Raw genomic sequence first — 22913 nt, 5'->3', positions numbered from 1 at the left:
AGTGATCGTATAGCATCTGGATCAGGGAAAGGAAGAAAGACATGAAGAAGCTTGTACTGGCTGAAAAGCCGTCTGTTGCCAGAGAGATTGCCCGTGTACTCAACAGTACTCAGAAGCAAAAGGGGTATCTGGAAGGTCCACAGTATATTGTAACTTGGGCGCTGGGGCATCTGGTTGGATTGGCAGAGCCGGAGGATTATGATCATAAATATCAAAAGTGGAATTTGGAGGACCTACCTATTTTGCCGGATACGATGCGGCTTAAAGTGCTGCGGGAGAGTGCGCAGCAGTACAAAACGGTTCAGCATCTAATGAAGCGGCAGGATGTAGGCGAACTTATCATTGCCACGGATGCGGCGCGTGAGGGCGAATTGCTGGCGCGCTGGATTCTCCAGATGGCAGGCTGGAAAAAGCCATTTCAGCGCCTATGGATCTCCTCGCAGACGGACAAAGCGATTCGGGATGGATTTAGCCGATTGCGTCCGGGGCGTGAATTTGACCGTTTGTACGAATCGGCACGATGCCGGGCGGAAGCGGACTGGATGATAGGACTCAATATTACGCGTGCTTTGACCTGCAAGTTCGATGCGCAGCTATCCGCAGGACGGGTGCAAACGCCAACGCTGGGCATGATTATGCAGCGTGAGCAGGATATTCGAAATTTTCGTTCACAGGATTATCAGACGCTTCAACTGGATTTGGATACATTCAAGATGCAGTGGCGCGGTGCCAATGGAGATGGGCGTGTGTTTGAACCAGAGGTGATGCAGCAATTGCAGCATAGTCTGGCAGGCAAGCAGCTGCGCATTACACAGGTGAAGACGAGCGAACGTCAGGAGCATCATCCGCTTGCGTATGATCTGACGGAGCTGCAACGGGATGCGAACCGTCGCTTTGGCTTTTCCGCCAAGCATACGTCGAATGTATTGCAAAAGCTGTATGAGCAGCACAAGCTGGTTACGTATCCGCGTACCGATTCGCGGTATATATCGTCGGATATGACGGATACGCTACAAGAACGGCTATCCAGCGTGGCGGTCGGTCCGTACGCATCATTGGCTCGTCCGCTGCTACGGGGCAAGCTCAATGTTACGCGTCGCATCGTAGACGATAGCAAGGTGAGCGATCATCATGCGATTATTCCGACGGAGCAGACGCTGCTACTGAACAATCTGACAGCAGATGAGCGCAAGCTGTATGATCTGATCGCGAAGCGGTTTATCAGTCTCTTTTACCCGGCGGCTCGTTATGATGTCGTGCAAATGAGTGGAGAAGCGGCAGGACAGACATTTCAAGCCAAAGGAGTAACGGTCAAGGACAGTGGCTGGCGTACCGTGTATGGCGATCAGTGGGAAGACGACGAGGATGAGGAAACGAACGAATCTGCATCTGGCGGAGAACATCATAGCTCTCAGCATACTCAAACGCTGCCGGAGCTGAAGCAGGGCGATACGCTGATGATTCGTCGTACGATGGTGCAGCAGGGACGTACATTACCACCAAAGCGTTATACCGAGGCGGCGTTGTTGTCTCGCATGGAAAAGCATGGACTAGGCACACCGGCTACACGCGCGGATATTATCGAAAAGTTGGTATCATCAGATACGATTGAGCGTCAGGGCAATCAGCTGCATCCAACCGGTAAAGGCACGCAATTGATCGAGCTGGTATCGCCAGAACTGCGAACGCCGGAATTGACAGCTCGCTGGGAACAGGAGTTGGAAAAGATAGCACGTGGTCAAGGCAAACCGGGTCCATTTTTGCAAGGGATTCGTGAAATGGCGGTTGCCCTCGTTCATGGTGTGCAAGCCAATGAGGTCGAGTATAAGCCACATAATGTGTCGCACAGCCATTGTCCAGATTGTGGTACGCGGATGCTGGAGAAGAAGGGGAAACGAGGGAAGTTCCTTGTATGCCCGGCAGCGGATTGCGGATACCGACGCTCCAATGAAAAGCAGCTGTCCAACCGTCGTTGTCCACAATGTCACAAAAAGATGGAGATAAAGGATGGCAAAGCGGGTAAGTATGTACAGTGCCTTGGCTGTGGCATTACCGAAAAGCTGAATACAGATGGCGGCAAGCGTCCACCAAACAAGCGGGAACAGCAGAAGCTGGTCAAGCAGTTTGAGCAGAAGGAAGAATTTGGTTCCAGTCTGGGCGATTTGCTCAAAGCAGCACTTGAAAATAAAAAGTAATTATATTGCCTGCTGTGCGAAAATGGCAGGGATTATGCAGGTTGAAGTCGTATATAGTTAAAGACAAGGATGCTGCAGTTTGCAACAACGAAAAGCTGGGCGATCCGCAACACCATGATTATACAGTCGTCGCAGTGCAGTTGTTGCTGGCTTCATCCCAATAGTGATGATTTCATGTATACGGGACGCTCTGATCGGAGCGTTCTTATTTGGAGGCACAGATGAGTAAGACCATTTCAGATATTGCCATGATAGCCGGTGTGGCCAAAAGTACCGTTTCCCGTTATTTAAATGGCGGATCGGTCAGCGCAGCCACTCGGAACAAAATTGAACAGGTCATCAAGGAAAATGGCTATGTGCCTAACACCTTTGCCCAGAGCTTAAAAGCCAAAACGGCGAACATTATCGGTACGATTGTACCGCGTCTGGATTCGTTTGCGACCTCGCATACGTTGATGGGCATTGACGATCAGCTTCGCAAGCAGGGATGCCGCATGCTGATCACAAATACGAGTCAGGATATGAACCGAGAGATTGAAGCGATCTATGAGCTGGCCCGTCAAAAGATTTCCGGTATTATTTTGTTGGCAGCACGCATTACAGATGAGCATCTGGAAGCGATTGAGTCATGCAAAATACCGGTGCTGCTCGTGGGACAGCAACATGAGCATATTCACAGTTTGATTCATAACGATTACGAGGCGGGGTATGAGCTGGGGCGTCATGTGCTTCATCAGGGACATCGCCGCATCGCTTATCTAGGTGTAACGGAACAGGATATTGCTGTTGGAGTACGTCGCAAGCAAGGCTTTGCTAGCGCGCTTGCTGAGACGGAAGGATGTACGGTGGAGTATTACGAAACTAGCTTCCGTATGTCAGATGCACGTAGCGATATGCTACAGCTGTTAGAGCAGGGATTGGATGTATCCGTTATCGTGTGTGCAACGGATAATATTGCGCTTGGTGTAATGAAGGCTGCATATGAGTATGGGGTTGCTGTACCGCAGCAGTTATCGGTTACTGGATTCGGTGGTTACGATGTAACCGAGGTTGTTCATCCAGCGCTAACTACGATTCGTTACCCGTATCAGGAAGCCGGTAAAATCGCGGCTCAGGATATTGTACGGCTCGTTCATCGCCAGCATGTGCAAATGGTGACAGTTATGGATTATGAATTACTGGAGCGAGAAAGCGTTGACAAATGCGGTGCAAAGAATTTATAATAACTTTGGAATCGGTTCCACGGAATATGATTTCTATCAAAAAAGATTGTTTGTAAGTTGATAGAAGCAGGATGAGACCGTTTTTCTATTCTAGACATTTTTAATGCAAAAGCATACTATGCAACAATCGTATATAGTCTGCAATCATTCAATTCAGAAGGATTTGCAGTAAGTGATAGCTGACTTCCTGAGGGGAATCAGTTATTGTTTACACTAATTTGGAACCGGTTCCTTTCTATGAATCGCTTTTGCTAAATGTATCGAAACTGGCAGAAAGTGAAGAAGGAGCATTTATTTTAACTTTTATGGAACCGGTTCCGTTGATGATGGAGAAGCAACTTATGAAAATGACAAAGGAACAAAAGTATCGTCTGTTGGAGCAAGTGGAGCCGCAGGAGCTGGATCAACTGCGAGAATTGGTGTCGCAATGTGGTTGGCGACAGCGCTATCATATTCAGCCGAATATGGGATTGCTGAATGATCCGAATGGATTTGCTTATTATGACGGGCAGTATCATCTGTTTTATCAATGGTTTCCGCTTGGAACAGATCATGGGATGAAGTACTGGTATCATCTGAAATCGACGGATCTAGTGAACTGGCAGGATTGTGGAATCGGGCTGAAGCCGGGGGACTGGTTTGATTCGCACGGTGCATATTCTGGCAGTGGGCTAGAGCATGATGGCAAGCTGTATCTCATGTATACGGGAAACACACGAGACGAGCAATGGCAGCGTCATCCGTATCAATGCCTTGCAGTGATGAATAGAGATGACGAGGTGAGCAAGCTAGAGCAGCCGGTCATCGGTGAGGTGGCGGACGGTTATACGGATCATTATCGTGATCCGAAGCTGTGGAAGGACGGCGAGACCTTTTATTGCGTGATTGGGGCGCAGCGCAAGGAATTGACGGGAGCGGTGGTCGTTTATTCGTCCCCTAATCTGCGCCACTGGAATTGGGTAGGCGAGCTGCAAACGAAGCTCTCGTCATTCGGTTATATGTGGGAATGCCCAGATTACTTTGAGCAGAATGGGCAGGCGGTGCTGTTGTTCTGTCCGCAAGGAATCGAGCCTCACGGAGAGCGGTATCGCAATATTTATCAGTCCGGCTACATCGTGGGCAAGCCGTTGGCGCTACCTGATCTGCAGTTCGAACATGGAGCGTTTCGTGAGCTGGATTATGGGTTTGACTTCTATGCTCCACAAACAGCAGAAGGACCGAATGGTCGCCGTGTGCTGGTGGGCTGGATGGGGTTGCCAGATATTGAGTATCCAACCGATGATCAAGGCTGGGCGCACTGTCTGACATTGCCACGCGAATTGGAATTGCGGAGCGATGGCATTATGCTACAGCGTCCAGTGCCAGAGCTGACATTACGACGTGGACAACGGCATGAACTACGCGATGTGTTGACGATAAACTCCGGCAGACGACAGTATGAAGGATTCGCTGGAACCGCATATGAGCTGCTTTGTACATTTGGTTCGTTTGATTCGGCAACGCCTGAAGCGATGTTCCAATTGGAGCTTCGTGCTAGTGCTAGCGAGCGTACGGTGCTGCTATATGATGCGGCATCCCGCACATTGACGCTGGATCGAACAGAAGCAGGGCAACCACTGGCAGAGACTTATGGGACGACGCGTTCGGTTGTGCTGGAGCAGCAGCTGCATCGGCTGCATGTCTTTGTGGATGTATCGTCGATTGAGGTATTTGTAAACGATGGGGAAGCGGTGCTAACGAGTCGTATTTTCCCACAGTTGGGCAGTGAGGATATTGTATTTTCGGTACAGGCTGGACAGGTAGAGCTATATGCTGAAAAATGGGAGTATCCGGCTGAATAATCTTCGTATCAAATCTATACGCTTTACATTGTAAACGCATCCCCGTCACCAGCGGGGATGAAGATGAGAGGATGAACAAGAATGGCGCAAAATCATGAAATCGCTCAGGAAGTATTGGAAGCAGTCGGAGGAAAGGACAATATCGCTTCATTTGCCCATTGTGCAACACGCTTGCGCATCATGGTGAACGATAAGGAAAAGATCGATCAGAACAAGGTCGAAAACATAGATAAGGTTAAAGGTGCTTTTTTCAATTCCGGTCAGTACCAAATTATTTTCGGTACGGGTACAGTCAATCAGATTTATGAGGAAATCGAAAAGATGGGGCTGGACGGTTCTAGTAAGGAAGAAGTGAAAAGTCAGGCGAAGCAGCAGGGCAGCGCATTCCAGCGAGCCATTCGCACATTTGGTGATGTGTTTGTTCCGATCATTCCGGTGCTGGTTGCAACTGGTTTGTTCATGGGACTCCGTGGATTGCTGACGCAGCCGGAGATTCTGGCGCTGTTCGGTATGACGAAGGATCATATCTCGCCAAACTTCCTATTGTATACACAGGTACTGACGGATACGGCATTTGCGTTCTTGCCCGCATTGGTAGCATGGTCGGCGTTCCGCGTCTTTGGCGGTAGCCCTGTGCTTGGTATTATTCTCGGTCTTATGCTTGTAAACCCAGCATTGCCGAATGCGTATTCCGTTGCTGACGGTTCTGCGGAAGCGCTTCGATTCTTTGGCTTTATTCCGGTTGTCGGGTATCAAGGCTCGGTGATTCCGGCATTCGTAGTAGGTCTGCTAGGTGCGAAGTTAGAACGGTTTCTGCGTAAGCGCATTCCTGAATCGCTGGATCTGATTTTGACGCCATTTCTGACGTTGCTTATTATGATTACGCTTGGTTTGTTCGCGATTGGTCCGATCTTCCACTCACTTGAAGAAGTGGTATTGAGTGTGACAACAGCTGTGCTGAATCTGCCTTACGGTATTGCTGGTATTGTGATCGGCGGACTGCATCAGATCGTCGTAGTCACTGGGGTGCATCATATCTTCAACCTGTTGGAAATTCAATTGTTGGAACGTACGGGTGTGAATCCGTTTAATGCGATTATTACCTGTGCGATGGCAGCACAAGCAGCCGCTTGTCTTGCTGTTGGTCTGAAAACAAAAGACACCAAACTGAAAGCGCTGGCACTTCCTTCTTCGTTCTCCGCTTTCCTCGGCATTACAGAGCCAGCAATCTTCGGTGTCAATCTGCGCTATATGAAGCCGTTTATTATGGGGCTGATCGGCGGCGCAGGTGGTGGATTCCTTGCTTCTCTGTTCCATCTTGCTGGAACTGGTATGGCGATTACTGTGTTGCCGGGTACGCTGCTCTATCTGAACTCGGAGCTGCCGCTGTACATTTTGTGCAACGGCGTAGCGATGGCTATTGCATTTGTATTGACATGGCTATTCGGATTCAGCGATAAAATGCTGAATGATCTGAAAATCGCTGAGAAGTAAACAGGTGCAGTACAGGTAAATGGAAAAGCTAAAAATGGAAAAGCAGGCGGCACTGCCATGTAGTGTCTGCCTGCTTTTTTGTGCTGTTTTTTGCTATAGTTAAGAAGCATAGCATGACATGGTGATAGATCGAGAAGAGGATAACATACAGGGATGATAGATCAGTTTTCGATTTCACCCAGCAGGAGTGAAGATGATGACGTTATGGAAAACGATGAAATATACGCAAAATCTAACCGCACAGGAGCGGCATGTGGTGGACTATATTTTACAGCAGCCGCAGGCAGTCTTTGCATATAATGCGCAGCAGCTGGCGCGTCTAACGCTGACCAGTGCATCGACGATTGTACGGTTATGCCAAAAGCTTGGTATGAATGGCTATCCTGATTTTCAGTTGAAGCTGGCATTGGAATTGCCGCCAGAGCAACGGCAATATGGTATGTTAGAATCAGTGAAGGCGGCGGGAGTGGAAGGTCATTTGCAGACCATTTCTGACGTGTATGACGAGGCATTTGTGGAGACGCGGCGCATGTGCATTCCGTCGGTAATGCAGAAGGTAATAGAATGGGTCAAGGAAGCGCGGCGAATCGATATTTATGGCAGTGACAGCAATTATCATACGGCGGAGCTAGCGTGTGCGCGCTGGAATGAGATTGGATTGACGGCGATTGCGCAGAATAATGCCAATCATCACTATTTGTCCAGCCCGCATATGGAGCCGTCGACGCTGTCGTTTATTATTTCCCATACGGGACGCAACCATAGCATGCTTGATATTGCTCGGACGCTGAAAAGCAACGGTCGCCGTACCGTCGCGCTCACGGTACACGGATCGCCGCTAGCAGACCTGTGTGATTATACATTGTCTACGTATGCCCAGCGACCGGGTACATTGGGGAAAATGTATTCGATGATGTCTGCGCAATATTTGTTTGATGTCCTGTATGCGGGAACGATGCCGAAAGCAGTGGATGCGGAAAATCAGATGGGAAATGAAGAGACGTTATGAAGCTGGAAAGCGTAGTTTCATAATGGGAAATGATAACAAGATATATAGCAAAGAGGATGATCATCAGAAACGGGATCATCCTTTTTGCTATATATCTTGGTGAGATGAGATTGTAGATCAGTGAAAGTGCTAATACAAATACAAAGGATGCTAATACTACTTGAACGATTCTGTAGGTTTGTATTGCGTCGTCAACGTAGATGCCAATAGAAGTGGTTCGTTGTTAACCATAGCTTACTCTGCATCAGCTGCAAACACGATACCAGCATCGCGGCGCGCGCGATCCAGTGTTTGCATTACGCTATAGCTATAGTCCAGCAGTTGATAGCATTGCTTGTAATCCTGATTGTGGAATAGCTCTGCAAAATAGACCAGCTCGTAATAAAGCGGGTTATCGATCATTTGCGCATTATAGTGCTCGGCAGTATCGCCGATATGCAGATGCACTTGGCGACAGCCATTAGCACCATGTTCTACATGAATATAGCCTTTCTCGCCTTGAATGAGGACGAAGTTCATCCCGCTAGTATCCTTGCAGCCGACAGCGGATGTTATAAAGCCATCATACTGCATGACTAGCACTCCCGATGTATCAATGCCATTGGTATGCTTGTTGGCGGTATAGTGGAGTTGCTGTGGGGTTCCGAATAGATTGACGATAAAATGCACATTATACAGATTAATATCCATTAGCGCGCCGCCGGAAAATTGCGGGTTAAACACATTGGGCGTCTCGCCAGCGAGCAGCTGATCATACTTGCTTGAATATTGGCTGTAGTTACACTGGATCATACGAATCGGCCCGAGACGATGCACATTGTCCTTGATCCAGCGATAATTGGGCAGATGAATATTGGTGATCGCTTCAAACAGGAATCGATTGTTTTGCTTCGCGAGCTGGATGAGCTGCTGCAATTCATGCGCATTGGACGTAAACGGCTTTTCGCAAAGGACATGCTTGCCGTGTTGCAGCGCTAGCCGTGCGTATTCAAAATGCAGACTGTTGGGCGAAGCGATGTACACCACATCCAATTGCGAGCTGGATACGATCTCGTCCAGACTGGTATAAATATGGGGAATGCTATATTTATCCGCCAGTGGGCGTGCAGTCGTTTCTTTGCGTGAAAAGATAGCCGTACAGACAGCATGCTCTACCTGTGCTAAGGCGGATAGGAAAGCTTCGACGATGCTGCCAGTGCCAATGACACCAATCTTCATCGTAGGTTTAGGTTGAGTACTGTTCATGGTAAAGTCTCCTTTTGGGATCAATGGATTGGAAATAGTCTATTTGTTGTGCATGACAGCGTGATATAGCTGTTCCTACAGAAGATGGTCGTTCATCATGCTATTGCCAAAGAGGGATACAAGCGGTGGCAAGCATGATGATGTCCTCCTATGCTGTCAGATTACGCTCATCATAGCACTGGGTAGCAGGTGACAACAGGCAAATGCGATGGATTGGTGCGCACTTGCATCATTGCTCGTCAAAGCAGGCAAATCCTGAAATTGAATTTTAAAAAAAGAAAATAACAATACATAACATATCCATTGACGAAAATGGTTTTCTTAATATATATTTACAAGAAAATATTTTCAGGTGGTGGGCACAGATGAAAACGTTTTTCGAAAAGGCACAGCGGTTTGGCAAATCGTTTATGTTACCGATTGCTGTATTGCCAGCAGCAGGTTTGCTGTTAGGAATCGGCGGAGCGTTATCCAATCCGAACACGGTAAGCACGTATCCGCTGTTACAGATTGAATGGCTGCAGCAAATATTTAAAGTGATGAGCAGTGCGGGCAGTATCGCTTTTGACAATCTGGCGTTAATCTTCGCCATCGGTGTTGCCGTTGGTCTGGCACGTTCGGATAAAGGAACGGCAGGTTTGGCAGCAGCGCTTGCCTATCTTGTGATGAATGCGTCGATCAATGCGATGCTGATCAATGCTGGCAAATTAGCAGAGGACAATCTAGCCGCTGCGGGGCAGGGGATGATTCTCGGTATTCAGTCGCTGCAAACGGGCGTGCTGGGCGGGATTATCATCGGTCTAGTAACGGCAGCACTGCACAATCGGTACAACAAAATCGAGCTGCCACAGTTTCTTGGCTTCTTCGGCGGATCGCGCTTTATTCCCATCATCTCGTCGTTTGCAGCGATCTTCGTCGGCTTGCTGTTGTTCCTGATCTGGCCAACCATTCAACTTGGTATTACAAAGCTAGGCGGTATTGTGGATGCAACGGGATATGTAGGAACGCTGTTTTATGGATTTTTCCTGCGTATGCTGGGACCGCTGGGATTGCATCATATTTTTTATCTGCCATTCTGGCAAACAGGGCTTGGCGGAACGTTGGAAGTATCTGGTAAGATATACGAGGGAACACAAAATATTTTCTTTGCACAGCTTGGCGATCCAAGTACACAAAAATTCTTTATCGGCACCTCGCGCTTTATGTCTGGTCGTTTTATTACGATGATGTTCGGTTTGCTCGGTGCGGCACTAGCGATCTATCATACAGCGCGACCAGAGCGAAAAAAGGTAGTCGGCGGTTTGATGCTATCAGCAGCACTGACTTCCTTCTTGACCGGGATTACCGAGCCGCTGGAATTCTCGTTCCTGTTCGTAGCACCAGTGCTGTATGTGATTCATGCGGCATTTGATGGTCTGGCGTTTATGCTGGCGCATATGTTCCAGATTACGATTGGGCAAACGTTCTCCGGCGGACTGATCGACTTTATCCTGTTTGGCATTTTGCAGGGGGAAGCCAAAACGAACTGGATCTATGTGCCGATTATTGGCGCCGTCTGGTTCTGTCTGTACTACTTCACCTTCCGTTTCCTGATCGTGAAATTCAACTTCAAAACGCCGGGGCGTGAAGATGACAATGCAGTACTGGCAGATGGGACAGCCGCAAGCGATGGGAATGAAGCGCAAACTGGTGTTGCTGCTTCGACGGAAGCGACTCCTGCAGCGGCACGCTCGGTTACGATTCTCAATGCACTCGGCGGCGTGAACAACATCAAAGACCTGGATTGCTGCGCTACCCGATTGCGGGTATCGGTGTATGATCCGGGTCAGGTAAACAAAGAAGCATTTCCAGCGACTGGCGCCAAGGGTGTACTGGTCAATGGCAACGGCGTACAGGTCATTTACGGTCCACAGGTAAGTGTGATCAAAAACGAAATCGAAGAATATATGGAAAGTGAGTGATTGACGTATGGAGCTGGATTCCCTGGGCTTACAACACAGACTGATCGTATCCTGTCAGGCGCTTCCGGACGAACCATTGCACAGTTCATTTATTATGGGAAGAATGGCGCTTGCTGCCAAGCAGGGCGGCGCCGCTGGCATTCGTGCCAATTCGGCAGAGGATATTATCGAGATTCGCCAGCAGGTTGATCTGCCAGTGATTGGCATTGTAAAACGCAATTATGGCGACAATCCGGTGTTTATTACGCCGACGCTGAAGGAGATTGACGAATTGGCAGCGACGGGCTGTGAGATCGTTGCTTTGGACGCGACGCAGCGCCCGCGACCAGATGGTATGAAGCTAGACGAACTGGTGCGCCAGATTCGGCTTCAATATCCTCAGTTGATGCTGATGGCGGATGTATCGACGGTGGAGGAAGGATTAGCGGCAGAGCAGCTAGGCTTTGATCTGATCTCGGCGACGCTGGTTGGGTATACCGAGCATACGCAGGGACAGAAGGTGTACGAGAACGATTTTGCCATTTTAAAAGAGATGCTGCGGCAGATCAAAACGCCGTTTGTGGCGGAGGGGAATATTCTAACACCGGAGATGGCGGCGCGCTGTTTGGAACTGGGTGTGTATACGGTAGTAGTCGGTGGAGCGATTACGCGTCCGCAGCAGATCACGGAGCGGTTTATTGATCAGATGAATCGTATTCAGTCGTCGGCATCGGTGACGCGGAAGTAAGTATACTTATTTACCTTGCGGACGACTAGAGATGTGTATGGTATCAACATAACGAAAAGAGCTGACATCCCTGCGCGGAGTTAGCTCTTTTTGCTAGGTGCTTATTTGAAATTGTGACTGGCGGACTTGAACTCTATTCCTTCTCTGTCCCATACAACGCATCCAGCGTCTGCTGCCGAGCGGCTTGCATATGCTCATCCTCCAGCAGCAGCATCGAGATCATATCCAACACATAAATAATCGCCAGCTGGCTATTCACAAACTGAACATCCCCCACCCGCTGCAATCCCGGCGTGAACAGACACAGATCAATTGTCTCGGTAAACGGGGTATGGTCGAAGTTGGTAATACCGATCGTATACGCACCTTGCTCACGCGCCGTGCGCAGTCCAAAGGTGACTTCATCAGTATGACCGGAGTTAGACAATCCAATCACCACATCCTGTTCATCCATTAATGCGGCATTCATCCGCATCATATGCGAATCGCTGATTGCATCAATCGTAATATTCATGCGCATCAACCGATATTTAAATTCCAGCGCGGACAGGCTAGAGCTACCGACGCCGTAGACGTACACCCGACGCGCTTGCTTGATACGATCAACGACCTGCTGCACCAGCTCTGGTTGAATCATTTCGGCGGTAGCGTTGATGATTTCGTTATAAATATGCTGCGTTTGGGCAAATACGTTCATCTCGTCGCGCGGCTGGGCTGCCTCGCGGTTGAGATTGATTTTGAAATCGACAAAGTTGGCAAAGCCGATCTTGCGGCAAAAGCGGGTGATCGTCGACATCGACGCATGGGTCAGCGCCGACAGGTCACGAATATTGATGTTTTGAATCGAATGCTTATTGCGCATCACATAGTCGGCAATTTCCTTCTCCTTGGCGGACAGCTGTCGGTATTGCAACTGAAGTTCGTCGAGCACGCTGAGGGCCATTCTGTTTCCTCCTTCGGGTCTGTTCCGATAATGGATATTTATCCATTATACCGATACAAATGAACGCAAGGATACATGAAATGAATGGATCATGCCATTTTTTTTGTCGACAGATCCAGTACAATAAAAATGTAAGCGTTATAGTCTGATTTTAGAGGATTCGGGAGGAACCATTCATGCCTATTCTGTACAATGAACAGCAGCAAACCTTTCATCTACAAACCAACACGACAAGTTATGTAATTCAACTGATTCATAATCTGCATCCGGCTCACTTATACTGGGGTCCACGTCTGCGTCAGTCTTCGATTGGAAGCTTGCTGCACCGGATTGAACGTTGCTCGTTCAGCCCCAATTATCATAGCGAGGATCGTACGTTTTCATTTGATACATTGCCACAGGAATTTCCGGGGTATGGACGTGGGGATTACCGCGAGCCTGCATTTGAGATTGCACTGGAAAATGGCTCGACTGTTAGTGATCTGCATTATGCAGGGCATCGAATCTTTGCTGGTAAGCCGCGTCTGGATGGATTGCCAGCGACCTATGTGGAGCAGGAGAGCGAAGCGGATACGCTGGAGTTGACGCTCAAGGATGAGCTGACTGGTCTGGAAGCAGTGCTGTCCTATACCGTGTTCCATGAACTCAATGCTATTACGCGTTCGGCACGCATTGTGAACCATGGCAAACAGACAGTATCTGTGGAGCGTGCACTGAGCGGAAGTGTGGACTTTGGCAATGCGGATTTTGAACTTCTACATCTATCGGGTGCATGGGTGCGTGAGCGGCATATGCACTACCGCAAGCTGGCACCGGGATTGCAGCGTGTAGAGAGCAAGCGCGGATCAAGCAGTCACCAGCATAACCCATTTATTGCGCTGCTAGAAAAGGGAGCAAATGAGCTGCATGGCAATGTGTACGGCATGAGTCTCGTATACAGCGGCAATTTTATTGCACAGGCGGAAGTAGAGCAATTTGGTACGACGCGGATGCAGATTGGCATGTCGCCATTTGATTTTAACTGGAAACTGGAGCAGGGCAGTACGTTCCAGACGCCGGAAGCGGTGCTGGTGCATTCGGATACGGGACTGGGTGGTATGTCGCGCACATATCACCGACTGTATCGTACCCGTCTCAGCCGTGGCGAGCATCGGGACAAGGTACGTCCAATTCTGATCAACAACTGGGAAGCGACGTATTTTGAATTTGATGCACCGAAGATCAAGCAGATTGCCGCAGCGGGCAAAGAGCTGGGTATTGAGCTATTTGTACTGGATGATGGCTGGTTTGGTCATCGGGATAATGATCGTTCATCGCTCGGCGACTGGGTAGAGGATCGTCGCAAGCTGCCAGAAGGCTTGGGTCAGCTGGCGCAGGATATTGTGGATACTGGTATGCAGTTTGGATTGTGGTTTGAGCCGGAAATGGTATCGCCAGACAGCGATCTGTATCGTGCGCATCCAGATTGGTGTCTGCATGTGCCAGAGCGTAGCCGTACCATGGGACGTGAGCAGCTGATCCTTGATCTGTCACGCCGCGATGTATGCGATTATATTGTAGATTCGATCAGCAGCGTACTGTCTTCCGCACCAATTACGTATGTAAAATGGGATATGAACCGCAATATGTCGGAGATCGGATCGGCGCTATTGCCAGCAGAACGTCAGCGGGAGACGGCGCATCGTTATATGCTCGGACTGTACGATGTATTAGAACGCATCACCTCGGCGTTTCCACATGTATTGTTTGAAAGCTGCTCCGGCGGTGGCGGTCGCTTTGATCCGGGGATGCTGCATTATATGCCGCAAACGTGGACGAGCGATGATACCGACGCTGTAGAACGTTTGAAAATTCAGTACGGTACTAGCGTGGTATATCCTGCCAGTGCGATGGGTTCCCACGTATCGGCAGTGCCGAATCATCAGGTGGGACGGATTACGTCGTTTGCGACGCGCGGGCATGTGGCGATGTCGGGCAACTTTGGTTATGAGCTGGATCTGACCAAGCTGACGGACGAGGAGAAGCAGGAGGTGCGTGAGCAGGTGTCGCAGTACAAGCAGCTGCGTGAGCTGATTCAATTCGGCGACTTTTACCGACTGTTGAGTCCGTTTGACGGCAACCATACGGCGTGGATGTTCGTATCGGAGGATCGCAGCGAAGCCTTTGCTGGTTCTTTCCAAGTATTGAGCGTACCGAATCCGCCGCTGCGCCGTCTGAAGCTGACTGGCTTGGACCCTGAGCGTCGTTATCGGATGAGTATAAATGGAGTAGCGGAAGAATTATATTATGGCGACGAGCTGATGTATCACGGGATTGCGATTCAGGAGCAATATGGTGACTTCCAAAGCACATTGTTCTCGTTTCAAGCGGAATAACGTTTAGTTGCGGTGACGTGGTGAATCGGTGTTTGTTCTGTTTTCTCGGAGCGGGTATACTGTTCATAGTTCGTTTGCGGTATGGCAGCCAATCGTAGCATCTGTACACATTTCTACATCGTATCGCTAGATATATATTTTCAAGATGATAGAGAGAAGCATTGCGCGATAAGAGATGCCAAAGCTGCCAAGAACGAACGATGAACATGCCGAAACACTAAGGAGCTATATGATGATTGAGCAAATTTTCTGGGGATGGCTGCTAGTGATCAATCTGATTGCCTATATCGTGATGGCAGTAGATAAAAGCCGTGCTGCTCGCCGCCGTACCCGTGAACGCATTCCAGAGAAAACGCTGTTTACACTGGCTGCTATCGGCGGAGCCGCTGGTGCTTGGTTCGCCATGTACACACGCCGCCATAAAACCAAGCATCCTTCCTTTGTCATAGGGATTCCTGCATTGCTGGTGTGGAATGTGCTGGTATACGGATATATTTGGTACAGATGGTTGATGTAGATCTGTACTGCACCCCATTATACATGCACACTATCATTACCGCACCAAAAGCCGATTCTACGTCTGTATGACGCGGAATCGGCTTTTTTTGATGTGCTTTAAGCTTGTATGACCTACATGGATCTGCAATATCTATGCAATCTAGCATCTATCTCTACACGATGCAGCAGTACATACAACCAGCTTACATCCGCGCTTGCTCACGATAATGACTAGGTGTGGACGTGAACATCTCCTTAAACTTTTTATGGAAAAAGGAAGCGCTGGAATATCCAACTTCCTCGGCAATGGATGGAATTGGCATATCCGAATGTATCAAGTACAGAGCGGCTTTGTTCAATCGTTCAATTTGCAGCAGATCCATAAACGAACGCCCAGTTTCCTTTTTCAAAAAGGCGGAAATGTAATTGGGATGATACCCAAAGTGCTCCGCCATTTCCACCAGACTGCATGCGCGGTAGTGCTGCTCGATATAATGAAGAAAATCCAGCACGAGCGCATTTTTCGCCTGTAAGTGCAGATGGCGCTGATGCCCCGTTCCGCTATAACGCAGTAGCTCCGTAAACAGTGCAAAGCAGTACGAGTCGATCAGATCAGCAGAGCAGAAGTCGCGCTCAAAATATTCACACAGAATACGCTCCATCGTCTCGCGAATATGAGACTCTGGATGGAATGGGAAATGCAAATAGCTGTTGGCACGTCGGTGATCGATCAGCGAGTGAATGAGAAACTGTGAGGTGGTATTTTTATTCGTATATCGATTTAGAAAGCTGGACGACAAATAATCCTGCTTTAGCTTGATGTCCATAACAATATCTTGATCGGAAATATTCCGTATAGCGTGCGGCGTCTGCTTGTCGATCAGCAGCAAATCGCCCTTCTTCAATATCAGATCAGAATGCTGCTGAAGCGCGACTTGGCATTGTCCTTCATATACATAGATCAGTTTACTGTCTTGCTGCATATGAAATGGTAGAAACGAACCCGGTATATGCTGCGCAATTACAAGGCTATCCTGAATCGGCGTATTCAGCGTATCCAGATTCCAATCAAACCGATATACCTGTTGTCCTTTGATGATCGTATACTCCGGCGTATACCGGAGAAGCAGCTCGTTCCAATCTGGCGCAGGGCGCGTGTTGTGTTCGAGCAGAAATTGATGAAGCTGGTTGCGGTTCATGGCAATCCTCCCTATAGCGGAATCATCTGGGGACGACCAAGCGTCCAGCCGATCAGGCTCCGTTGTCAATGTAGGGCTTATTATACAACCGCTGTATGAAGAAAAAATGAATAGAAAGTTAAGGGGAGTATAATGTTGGAATGACGCATCATACGAGCAGACCACAGTACATTCGTTTCATCATGAAAGCATTTCGGGTAATATAAAGATAGTAAGAAACGTAGTCACCAGTCCCACTACATAGATCGACCTACCGCTTACTTGCGGGGCAATGTGGCGTGAATGACAACGGCATAAGCCGAGAGAGAGGGGAACACACATGTTATTTTCTAATATTCTGCTTGCTTATGATGGTTCGAAGGCATCCAACAAAGCGCTGAGTCGCGCAGTGGAGCTGGCGCGCGCCAATCCTGAGGCACATATCGACGCTATTCATGTGTTTGATTTCCCGCGCTATTTTATGGGCGAGGGAATTGTACCAGTGCCAACGACCTCGAACGAGGAATTGTACGAAATGGCGATGCAAACGGCGAAGGAAGCGAAACGTCGTCTGGAGGAATCCGGTATCACTAACAAGTTCGATGTAGAGATGATCCAAGGCTCGGCAGCACAGAGCGTGTTGGAATTTGCCGAGAATCACAATTCCGATGTCATTATTATCGGTAGTCGCGGTCTGGGCAGTATCCGCGAATTCGTATTAGGTAGCGTCAGCCACAACGTGGTACAAAACGCGCGCATTCCTGTATTGATTGTCAAATAATTTCGCTGCTCCTAAGGAGTATGCGGAATTGGTATCCTGAATATGGCGGCTCTGTAAAAGCTAGTATTTTTCCTAGGAAGAATACTAGCTTTTTTTGCATATTCGTCACACCTATGTACTATATATTTTGCCCTCAATTGCCGATAAAATAACATGACAACCTGTACGATCATATCCGAGAAAAGAAAAAATGAATGCCGGGAAATACGCTATAACCCCGTTATAGCGGCAGTATATGCCTTGTGTCATGGTCTCAATCCCGGTTTGGAAGCACAGATCGATGTTATTCCATTTGTGTGAACGGTTTAATCATACAATAAGAGCGTTAGATAAAAGACAACCATGGAGACTCAGAGAGGAGCAGTCCTGATGGAAATACTGCTGCATGTATCGGACAAGATGACCGGCAAAATTGATTTGTTGATGGAACGGGTGCCCTATCTGGCGGAGGAAATTACCGCTGTAGATTATCATATACAGTCCAGTACGATTCAGGTGATATTGGATACCGAAGACCCGTCCAAGCGGCAGGAGCTGGAGCAGCACTACGATGAGCTGTGTGCGAGCTTAGAGCAGACGCGTGTCATTGGCAAAACGGTGGTGCGCGACAATTTGAATGGCGATATCGCAGAACCTAACGCTGAACCGGTTCCGTCCAAGCCAGCGGCGGCTTATCTGGACGAAACGGATATTGTACTGCTCGAGCAGTTAGATCATGCGTTTATCGACATTGCTCGTCGTCATGGGGCAGAGCTGCGCGAATATCCGTCTACGTTTGGCAAAAACAATATGGTTCGCAACCAATACCATATTAATTTCCCGCAAAATATTGTCGGTACAGCCACTGTGCCGCATAACTATAAAAATATCAATGCATTCCGTCAACAGGCGCTCAGTCATTCCCATCATCAATCGCTAGTGCCAACGGGCGAGATACTGCAGCCGTGCATTTGTTATCACTGCTATGAGGAACATCAGGGCAGCCGCAGCAATCAACGTCGAGTACTGACTGCCAAAGGACGTTGCTTCCGCAATGAGATCTCTTGGCGCAAGGATGCGTTCCGTCGTACTGAGTTTACGATGCGCGAGATTGTTTTTGTCGGTGATCAGCAATGGGTAGCAGAGACACGCGATGCTATCATGAACGATGTATGGGCGCTGTTTGACCGAATTGGTCTGCATGGCAAAATTGAAACAGCGACAGACCCGTTCTTTTTCAGTCAGGATGTAAAGACAAAAGGAACATACCAGATGGTCAGCAATGCTAAGTACGAGCTGGCTGCTGTGCGCACAACGGGACAGGAAAGCTCCATTGCTTCCTTTAACTACTGCGAAGATGTGTTATGTGGAAAATACGACATCGCGGACGAGCAGGGTGAGCAGCTGTATTCGGGTTGTGTCGCTTTTGGTACGGATCGCTGGAAAGAAGCGTTTCTGGATCGTCATGGTCGTGATCGCTCGTCGTGGCCTTCCTTTGAAGAGCAAGCTGGCGTAGTGGTGGATCAAGCGCAAAGCCAGAGTGCAGTCACTGTACAGCAATCAGTTATGAAGCACGATGCGGAGCAGACGGTTATGGAAGTGTTGAACGAAATCTTCGAAGGCAAGCTAGAAGTTGGTCGCGAAGACGATCTGAACAAAGCGGGGCTGGACTCCATCACAACGATTGATCTTATCGTCGGGCTGGAGAACAAGCTGGGTATCCAGATTCGCGATCAAGATCTGACCGTTACCAATCTCACTTCGATTCGTAGTATTACCGATATGCTGAACACTGGCTATGGAATGGCTCCGCTCGAAGAAAAGCAGAGCGTGGCATCTGGACAGACAAAATAAATAGTTTTATACGACGCATGGTTACATCCTGCCTTTCCTATAGGCGGCGGGCGTAACCATGCGTCTTTTTTATGGTTTTAATCGTTGGTGGGCATCTATCTTGGATACAAACTGTCCAAAATACGAACAATGAAAAATATGAATAAGGTAACGTTCGCCTTTTAAGTTGACATACAGTGTAGTGGATTGGTACACTGTGTAATGAAGCTTATGAATAACGTGAATTGTGATTGTGCTCGTATAACGCCGGGGATATGGCCCGGAAGTATCTACCCGAAGACCTTAAATTTTCGGACTACGAGAGCGAACGATGAACACAGGTAGCTACATGAACAGCTGCTTGCGTTGCTTGCTGGTGCTGCTTTGCCCCGCCGAATGATCATATCAATGATGATGAGGGAAGGAGCAGGTGGAGAGCATGTCATCCGTTATGCGCTCTGTCGTCCGGGAATCCTGGAAATCAATTGATTTCCGCTTGGGTTTGCGGATTTTTTATTGCCGAAAAGTCGTTGGCGTTGATTCTTTAAAAGACTTTTGGGCAGGCTAACATTGCGCAAACAGGCGGATGATATGCTGAATAGAGTCATACCCTGCCATATTCATTCTTTTATAGAAAGTAGGTCATATGATGACAGTACAGATCGCTGTTGTGATGGGAAGCAAGTCAGATTGGGAAACGATGCAGCATGCCTGTCAGGTGCTGGATGAACTGAATATTCCTTATGAAAAGCAGGTCGTATCCGCGCATCGTACGCCGGATCTGATGTTTCGGTTTGCTGAGGAAGCGCAGGATCGCGGGATCAAGGTCATTATTGCGGGAGCAGGTGGCGCAGCGCATCTGCCGGGTATGATCGCCTCCAAGACACTGCTGCCAGTAATCGGCGTGCCTGTTAAGTCGGCAGCGCTGAACGGGCTGGATTCGCTGTTGTCTATCGTACAGATGCCGGGTGGTATTCCGGTTGCGACGGTAGCCATCGGCAAAGCAGGGGCGACAAACGCTGGTTTGCTGGCGGCGCAGATTCTCGGTGCATTTGATCGGGAGGTACTGGATCGGGTCAACGAACGACGTGAGCGCATCAAGCAGGAAGTGCTGGAATCGAGCGCCACACTAGGCGAGGACAGCTTATGAGTACAACAGCAGGCAAACGGGACGGACGCCTCATTCCGCCGGGTTCAATGATCGGTATTCTCGGCGGCGGGCAGTTGGGACGGATGATGGTGCTACAGGGCGCGCCGCTAGGCTATCGCTTCGTCACCCTTGATCCGGCGGACAACGCGCCTTGCGGACAGGTGAGCAAGCAGATTGTCGCTCATTATGATGATACGGAAGCGGCGAGTCGATTGGCGGCAGTAGCGGATGTGATCACATACGAGTTTGAAAATGTCGATGCAGGAGTGGCGGCATTACTGGAAGAGCAGTCGTATGTACCGCAGGGTAGCAAGCTGCTCTACACAACCCAGCATCGTTTACGGGAAAAGCGTGCCATTGAAGCTGCTGGAGCAACCGTTGCACCCTATGCACAGGTGAATAGTGCAGAGGAAACGCTGGAAGCGGTACGTCGCTTCGGTACACCTTGCGTGATGAAGACGGCAACAGGCGGATACGATGGGAAAGGGCAATTTGTGATTCGCAGTGAGGAGCAGGCAGCGACTGCTTTTGCCGAATTGAGCCCGGCAGGCACAGAGCTAGTGGTCGAGCAATTTATCGACTTTCAATGCGAGTTGTCGGTCATTGCGGCACGCAGCTCTAACGGCGAAGTACAGACATTCCCTGTAGCGGAAAATATCCATGTTGATAACATCCTGCATCTGTCGATCGTACCAGCGCGTGTGCCGGATGAGGTACAGGAAAAGGCGCGTCAGATGGCAGTAGATATTGCGGAATCGCTGGATGCCGTTGGGCTGCTGGCGGTGGAGCTATTTTGCACGAAGAATGGCGAGCTGTATGTGAACGAGCTGGCGCCGCGCCCGCATAATTCGGGGCATTATACGATGGAAGCATGTGCAACCTCGCAGTTTGAACAGCATGTGCGTGCCATCTGTGGCTTGCCGCTGGGCAGTACGGAACTGCGCACACCAGTCGTGATGGTCAACATTCTCGGTGAGCATGTGCCAGAAGTTATAGAGCGGATGTTATCAGTCGATGCAGCGGCAGAACAGTGGAACGTGATCCCGAAGTACCATTTATATGGGAAAGAAGAAGCCAAGCATAAGCGCAAGATGGGACATATCAATGTGCTGTGTCATAATAGAGAAGACGCTCTGAACTGGATAGAGCAAACCAACATATGGAGGAATAAATAAAACCATGATTGAACGTTATAGCAGACCGGAAATGCGCAATATTTGGAGTGAAGAGAACAAATTCAAAGCGTGGCTAGAAGTGGAAATTTGCGCCTGCGAAGCATGGGCAGACCTCGGCGTGATTCCACACGAGGATGTAGAGAAGCTGCGTGCGAATGCTACCTTTGATATGGATCGGATCTATGAGATCGAGCAGGAGACGCGCCATGATGTTATCGCCTTTACCCGTGCTGTATCTGAAAGTCTGGGCGAGGAGCGCAAATGGGTGCATTACGGTCTGACATCGACCGACGTGGTGGATACCGCACTCGGCTACCTGCTGCGCCAAGCGAACGAAATTCTGGAGCGCGATATTATCAATTTTATCGAAATTTTGAAGGAAAAGGCCCTGACATACAAAAACACGCCAATGATGGGACGGACGCACGGTGTACACGCTGAGCCGACAACATTTGGTCTGAAAATGGCGCTGTGGCATGAGGAAATGAAGCGGAATCTGGAGCGTTTCCGTCATGCAGCAGATAACGTACAATACGGCAAAATCTCCGGCGCGGTTGGCACATATGCTAATATCGATCCAGCGGTTGAAGAATTTGTATGCCGCAAGCTGGGCACTAAGCCAGCACCGATCTCCACTCAGACGTTGCAGCGTGATCGTCACGCTGAATATATGGCGACACTGGCGCTGGTTGCTACATCGCTGGACAAATTCGCTACCGAAGTGCGCGCCCTGCAAAAGAGCGAATTCCGCGAGGTAGAAGAAGCTTTTGCCAAAGGTCAAAAAGGCTCCTCTGCAATGCCGCACAAACGCAACCCAATCGGCTCGGAAAACATCTCCGGTCTGTCGCGTGTTATTCGCGGTCATATGGTTTCCGCGTACGAGAACGTTACCCTGTGGCATGAACGCGACATCTCGCACTCATCCGTAGAGCGTATCATCCTGCCGGATGCGACCATGCTGCTGAACTACATGCTGAACCGGTTTGGCAATATCGTCAAAAACCTAACCGTGTTCCCAGAAAACATGCAACGCAATATTCAGCGTACGTACGGCGTACCTTTCTCTGGTCGCGTCATGACCAAGCTGATCGACAAAGGATTGAGCCGTGAGCAAGCATACGATACCGTTCAGCCACGCGCGATGCAGGCATGGGAAGAACAGCGCTCTTTCAAAGACATCATCTCGGAAACGCCAGCGATTACTGAGCTGCTGAATGCGGATGAGATTGAGGATGCGTTCAATCCATCGTGGCATCTGAAGCACGTCGATACTATTTTCAAAAAGCTGGGTCTGGACTGAACCACC

The 22913-nt window shown here is 49.1% G+C and carries 17 protein-coding genes and 1 riboswitch; of the genes, 14 read left to right on the top strand and 3 right to left on the bottom strand.

From position 1 onward, the window contains the following. Positions 1–41 precede the first annotated feature (41 nt). The 5 genes from ABXR35_RS23580 to ABXR35_RS23560 all read left to right on the top strand — a co-directional run bounded on the left by ABXR35_RS23580 (position 42) and on the right by ABXR35_RS23560 (position 7762). Entirely contained in the window at positions 42–2195 is a 2154-nt protein-coding gene (locus ABXR35_RS23580) for a DNA topoisomerase III (protein WP_367064519.1), read from the top strand. A 221-nt stretch (positions 2196–2416) separates the two neighbouring features. Further along, complete coding sequence (locus ABXR35_RS23575; RefSeq protein ID WP_367064518.1) at positions 2417–3418, top strand: LacI family DNA-binding transcriptional regulator; 1002 nt, start codon at positions 2417–2419, stop codon at positions 3416–3418. Positions 3419–3759: 341 nt separating this feature from the next. After that, positions 3760–5259, top strand: a complete 1500-nt coding sequence (locus ABXR35_RS23570) for a glycoside hydrolase family 32 protein (RefSeq protein ID WP_367064517.1) — start codon at positions 3760–3762, stop codon at positions 5257–5259. A gap of 81 nt (positions 5260–5340) precedes the next feature. Then, entirely contained in the window at positions 5341–6753 is a 1413-nt protein-coding gene (locus ABXR35_RS23565; protein WP_367064515.1) for a sucrose-specific PTS transporter subunit IIBC, read from the top strand. Positions 6754–6946: 193 nt separating this feature from the next. Continuing rightward, positions 6947–7762: a MurR/RpiR family transcriptional regulator gene (locus ABXR35_RS23560; RefSeq protein WP_367064514.1), complete on the top strand. Its 816-nt coding sequence runs from the start codon at positions 6947–6949 to the stop codon at positions 7760–7762. A 234-nt stretch (positions 7763–7996) separates the two neighbouring features. On the opposite strand, the gene ABXR35_RS23555 is transcribed toward ABXR35_RS23560, so the two are convergent. Then, positions 7997–8980: a Gfo/Idh/MocA family protein gene (locus ABXR35_RS23555; RefSeq protein ID WP_367064528.1), complete on the bottom strand. Its 984-nt coding sequence runs from the start codon at positions 8978–8980 to the stop codon at positions 7997–7999. Between the two features lie 392 nt (positions 8981–9372). On the opposite strand from ABXR35_RS23555, the gene ABXR35_RS23550 reads away from it, so the two are divergent. Next, on the top strand, positions 9373–10968 hold the full coding sequence (locus tag ABXR35_RS23550; RefSeq protein WP_367064512.1) for a maltose/glucose-specific PTS transporter subunit IIC: 1596 nt from the start codon (positions 9373–9375) through the stop codon (positions 10966–10968). Between the two features lie 7 nt (positions 10969–10975). After that, positions 10976–11695, top strand: coding sequence for an N-acetylmannosamine-6-phosphate 2-epimerase (locus ABXR35_RS23545; RefSeq protein ID WP_367064511.1), 720 nt, complete (start codon positions 10976–10978; stop codon positions 11693–11695). A 133-nt stretch (positions 11696–11828) separates the two neighbouring features. Here the strand turns inward: ABXR35_RS23545 and ABXR35_RS23540 are convergent, their stop codons facing one another. Next, positions 11829–12638 (bottom strand): MurR/RpiR family transcriptional regulator, encoded by an 810-nt coding sequence (locus ABXR35_RS23540; protein WP_367064510.1) that lies wholly within the window; start codon positions 12636–12638, stop codon positions 11829–11831. A 176-nt stretch (positions 12639–12814) separates the two neighbouring features. Here ABXR35_RS23540 and ABXR35_RS23535 point away from each other — a divergent pair, with 176 nt between their 5' ends. Together ABXR35_RS23535 and ABXR35_RS23530 are read left to right on the top strand one after the other, a co-directional pair. Continuing rightward, positions 12815–15013, top strand: coding sequence for an alpha-galactosidase (locus ABXR35_RS23535; protein ID WP_367064509.1), 2199 nt, complete (start codon positions 12815–12817; stop codon positions 15011–15013). Between the two features lie 232 nt (positions 15014–15245). Then, on the top strand, positions 15246–15530 hold the full coding sequence (locus ABXR35_RS23530) for a DUF1294 domain-containing protein (protein WP_367064508.1): 285 nt from the start codon (positions 15246–15248) through the stop codon (positions 15528–15530). Positions 15531–15714: 184 nt separating this feature from the next. On the opposite strand, the gene ABXR35_RS23525 is transcribed toward ABXR35_RS23530, so the two are convergent. Beyond that, entirely contained in the window at positions 15715–16710 is a 996-nt protein-coding gene (locus ABXR35_RS23525; RefSeq protein ID WP_367064506.1) for an AraC family transcriptional regulator, read from the bottom strand. Positions 16711–17029: 319 nt separating this feature from the next. Here ABXR35_RS23525 and ABXR35_RS23520 point away from each other — a divergent pair, with 319 nt between their 5' ends. The 5 genes from ABXR35_RS23520 to purB all read left to right on the top strand — a co-directional run bounded on the left by ABXR35_RS23520 (position 17030) and on the right by purB (position 22907). Then, the gene (locus tag ABXR35_RS23520) at positions 17030–17470 is read left to right on the top strand and encodes a universal stress protein (RefSeq protein ID WP_367064505.1); all 441 of its coding nucleotides are present in this window, start codon (positions 17030–17032) and stop codon (positions 17468–17470) included. 369 nt (positions 17471–17839) lie between these two features. Then, complete coding sequence (locus ABXR35_RS23515) at positions 17840–19303, top strand: phosphopantetheine-binding protein (protein ID WP_367064504.1); 1464 nt, start codon at positions 17840–17842, stop codon at positions 19301–19303. A 216-nt stretch (positions 19304–19519) separates the two neighbouring features. Beyond that, positions 19520–19621: riboswitch (purine riboswitch) on the top strand. Between the two features lie 310 nt (positions 19622–19931). Next, positions 19932–20432 (top strand): 5-(carboxyamino)imidazole ribonucleotide mutase, encoded by a 501-nt coding sequence (purE, locus tag ABXR35_RS23510; protein WP_367064526.1) that lies wholly within the window; start codon positions 19932–19934, stop codon positions 20430–20432. After that, positions 20429–21607: a 5-(carboxyamino)imidazole ribonucleotide synthase gene (gene purK / locus ABXR35_RS23505; RefSeq protein ID WP_367064502.1), complete on the top strand. Its 1179-nt coding sequence runs from the start codon at positions 20429–20431 to the stop codon at positions 21605–21607. Before purE ends, purK begins: the two co-directional genes overlap by 4 nt. Before the next feature lie 4 nt (positions 21608–21611). Further along, positions 21612–22907 carry an adenylosuccinate lyase gene (gene purB / locus ABXR35_RS23500; RefSeq protein ID WP_367064501.1) on the top strand — a complete coding sequence of 432 codons (1296 nt, stop codon included), beginning with the start codon at positions 21612–21614 and terminating at the stop codon, positions 22905–22907. Positions 22908–22913: the final 6 nt, after the last annotated feature.

This window comes from Paenibacillus sp. JQZ6Y-1 (assembly GCF_040719145.1).
GTDB classification, from domain to species: Bacteria; Bacillota; Bacilli; order Paenibacillales; family Paenibacillaceae; genus Saccharibacillus; species Saccharibacillus kandeliae.
This window is presented reverse-complemented; position numbering and strand designations above follow the sequence as displayed.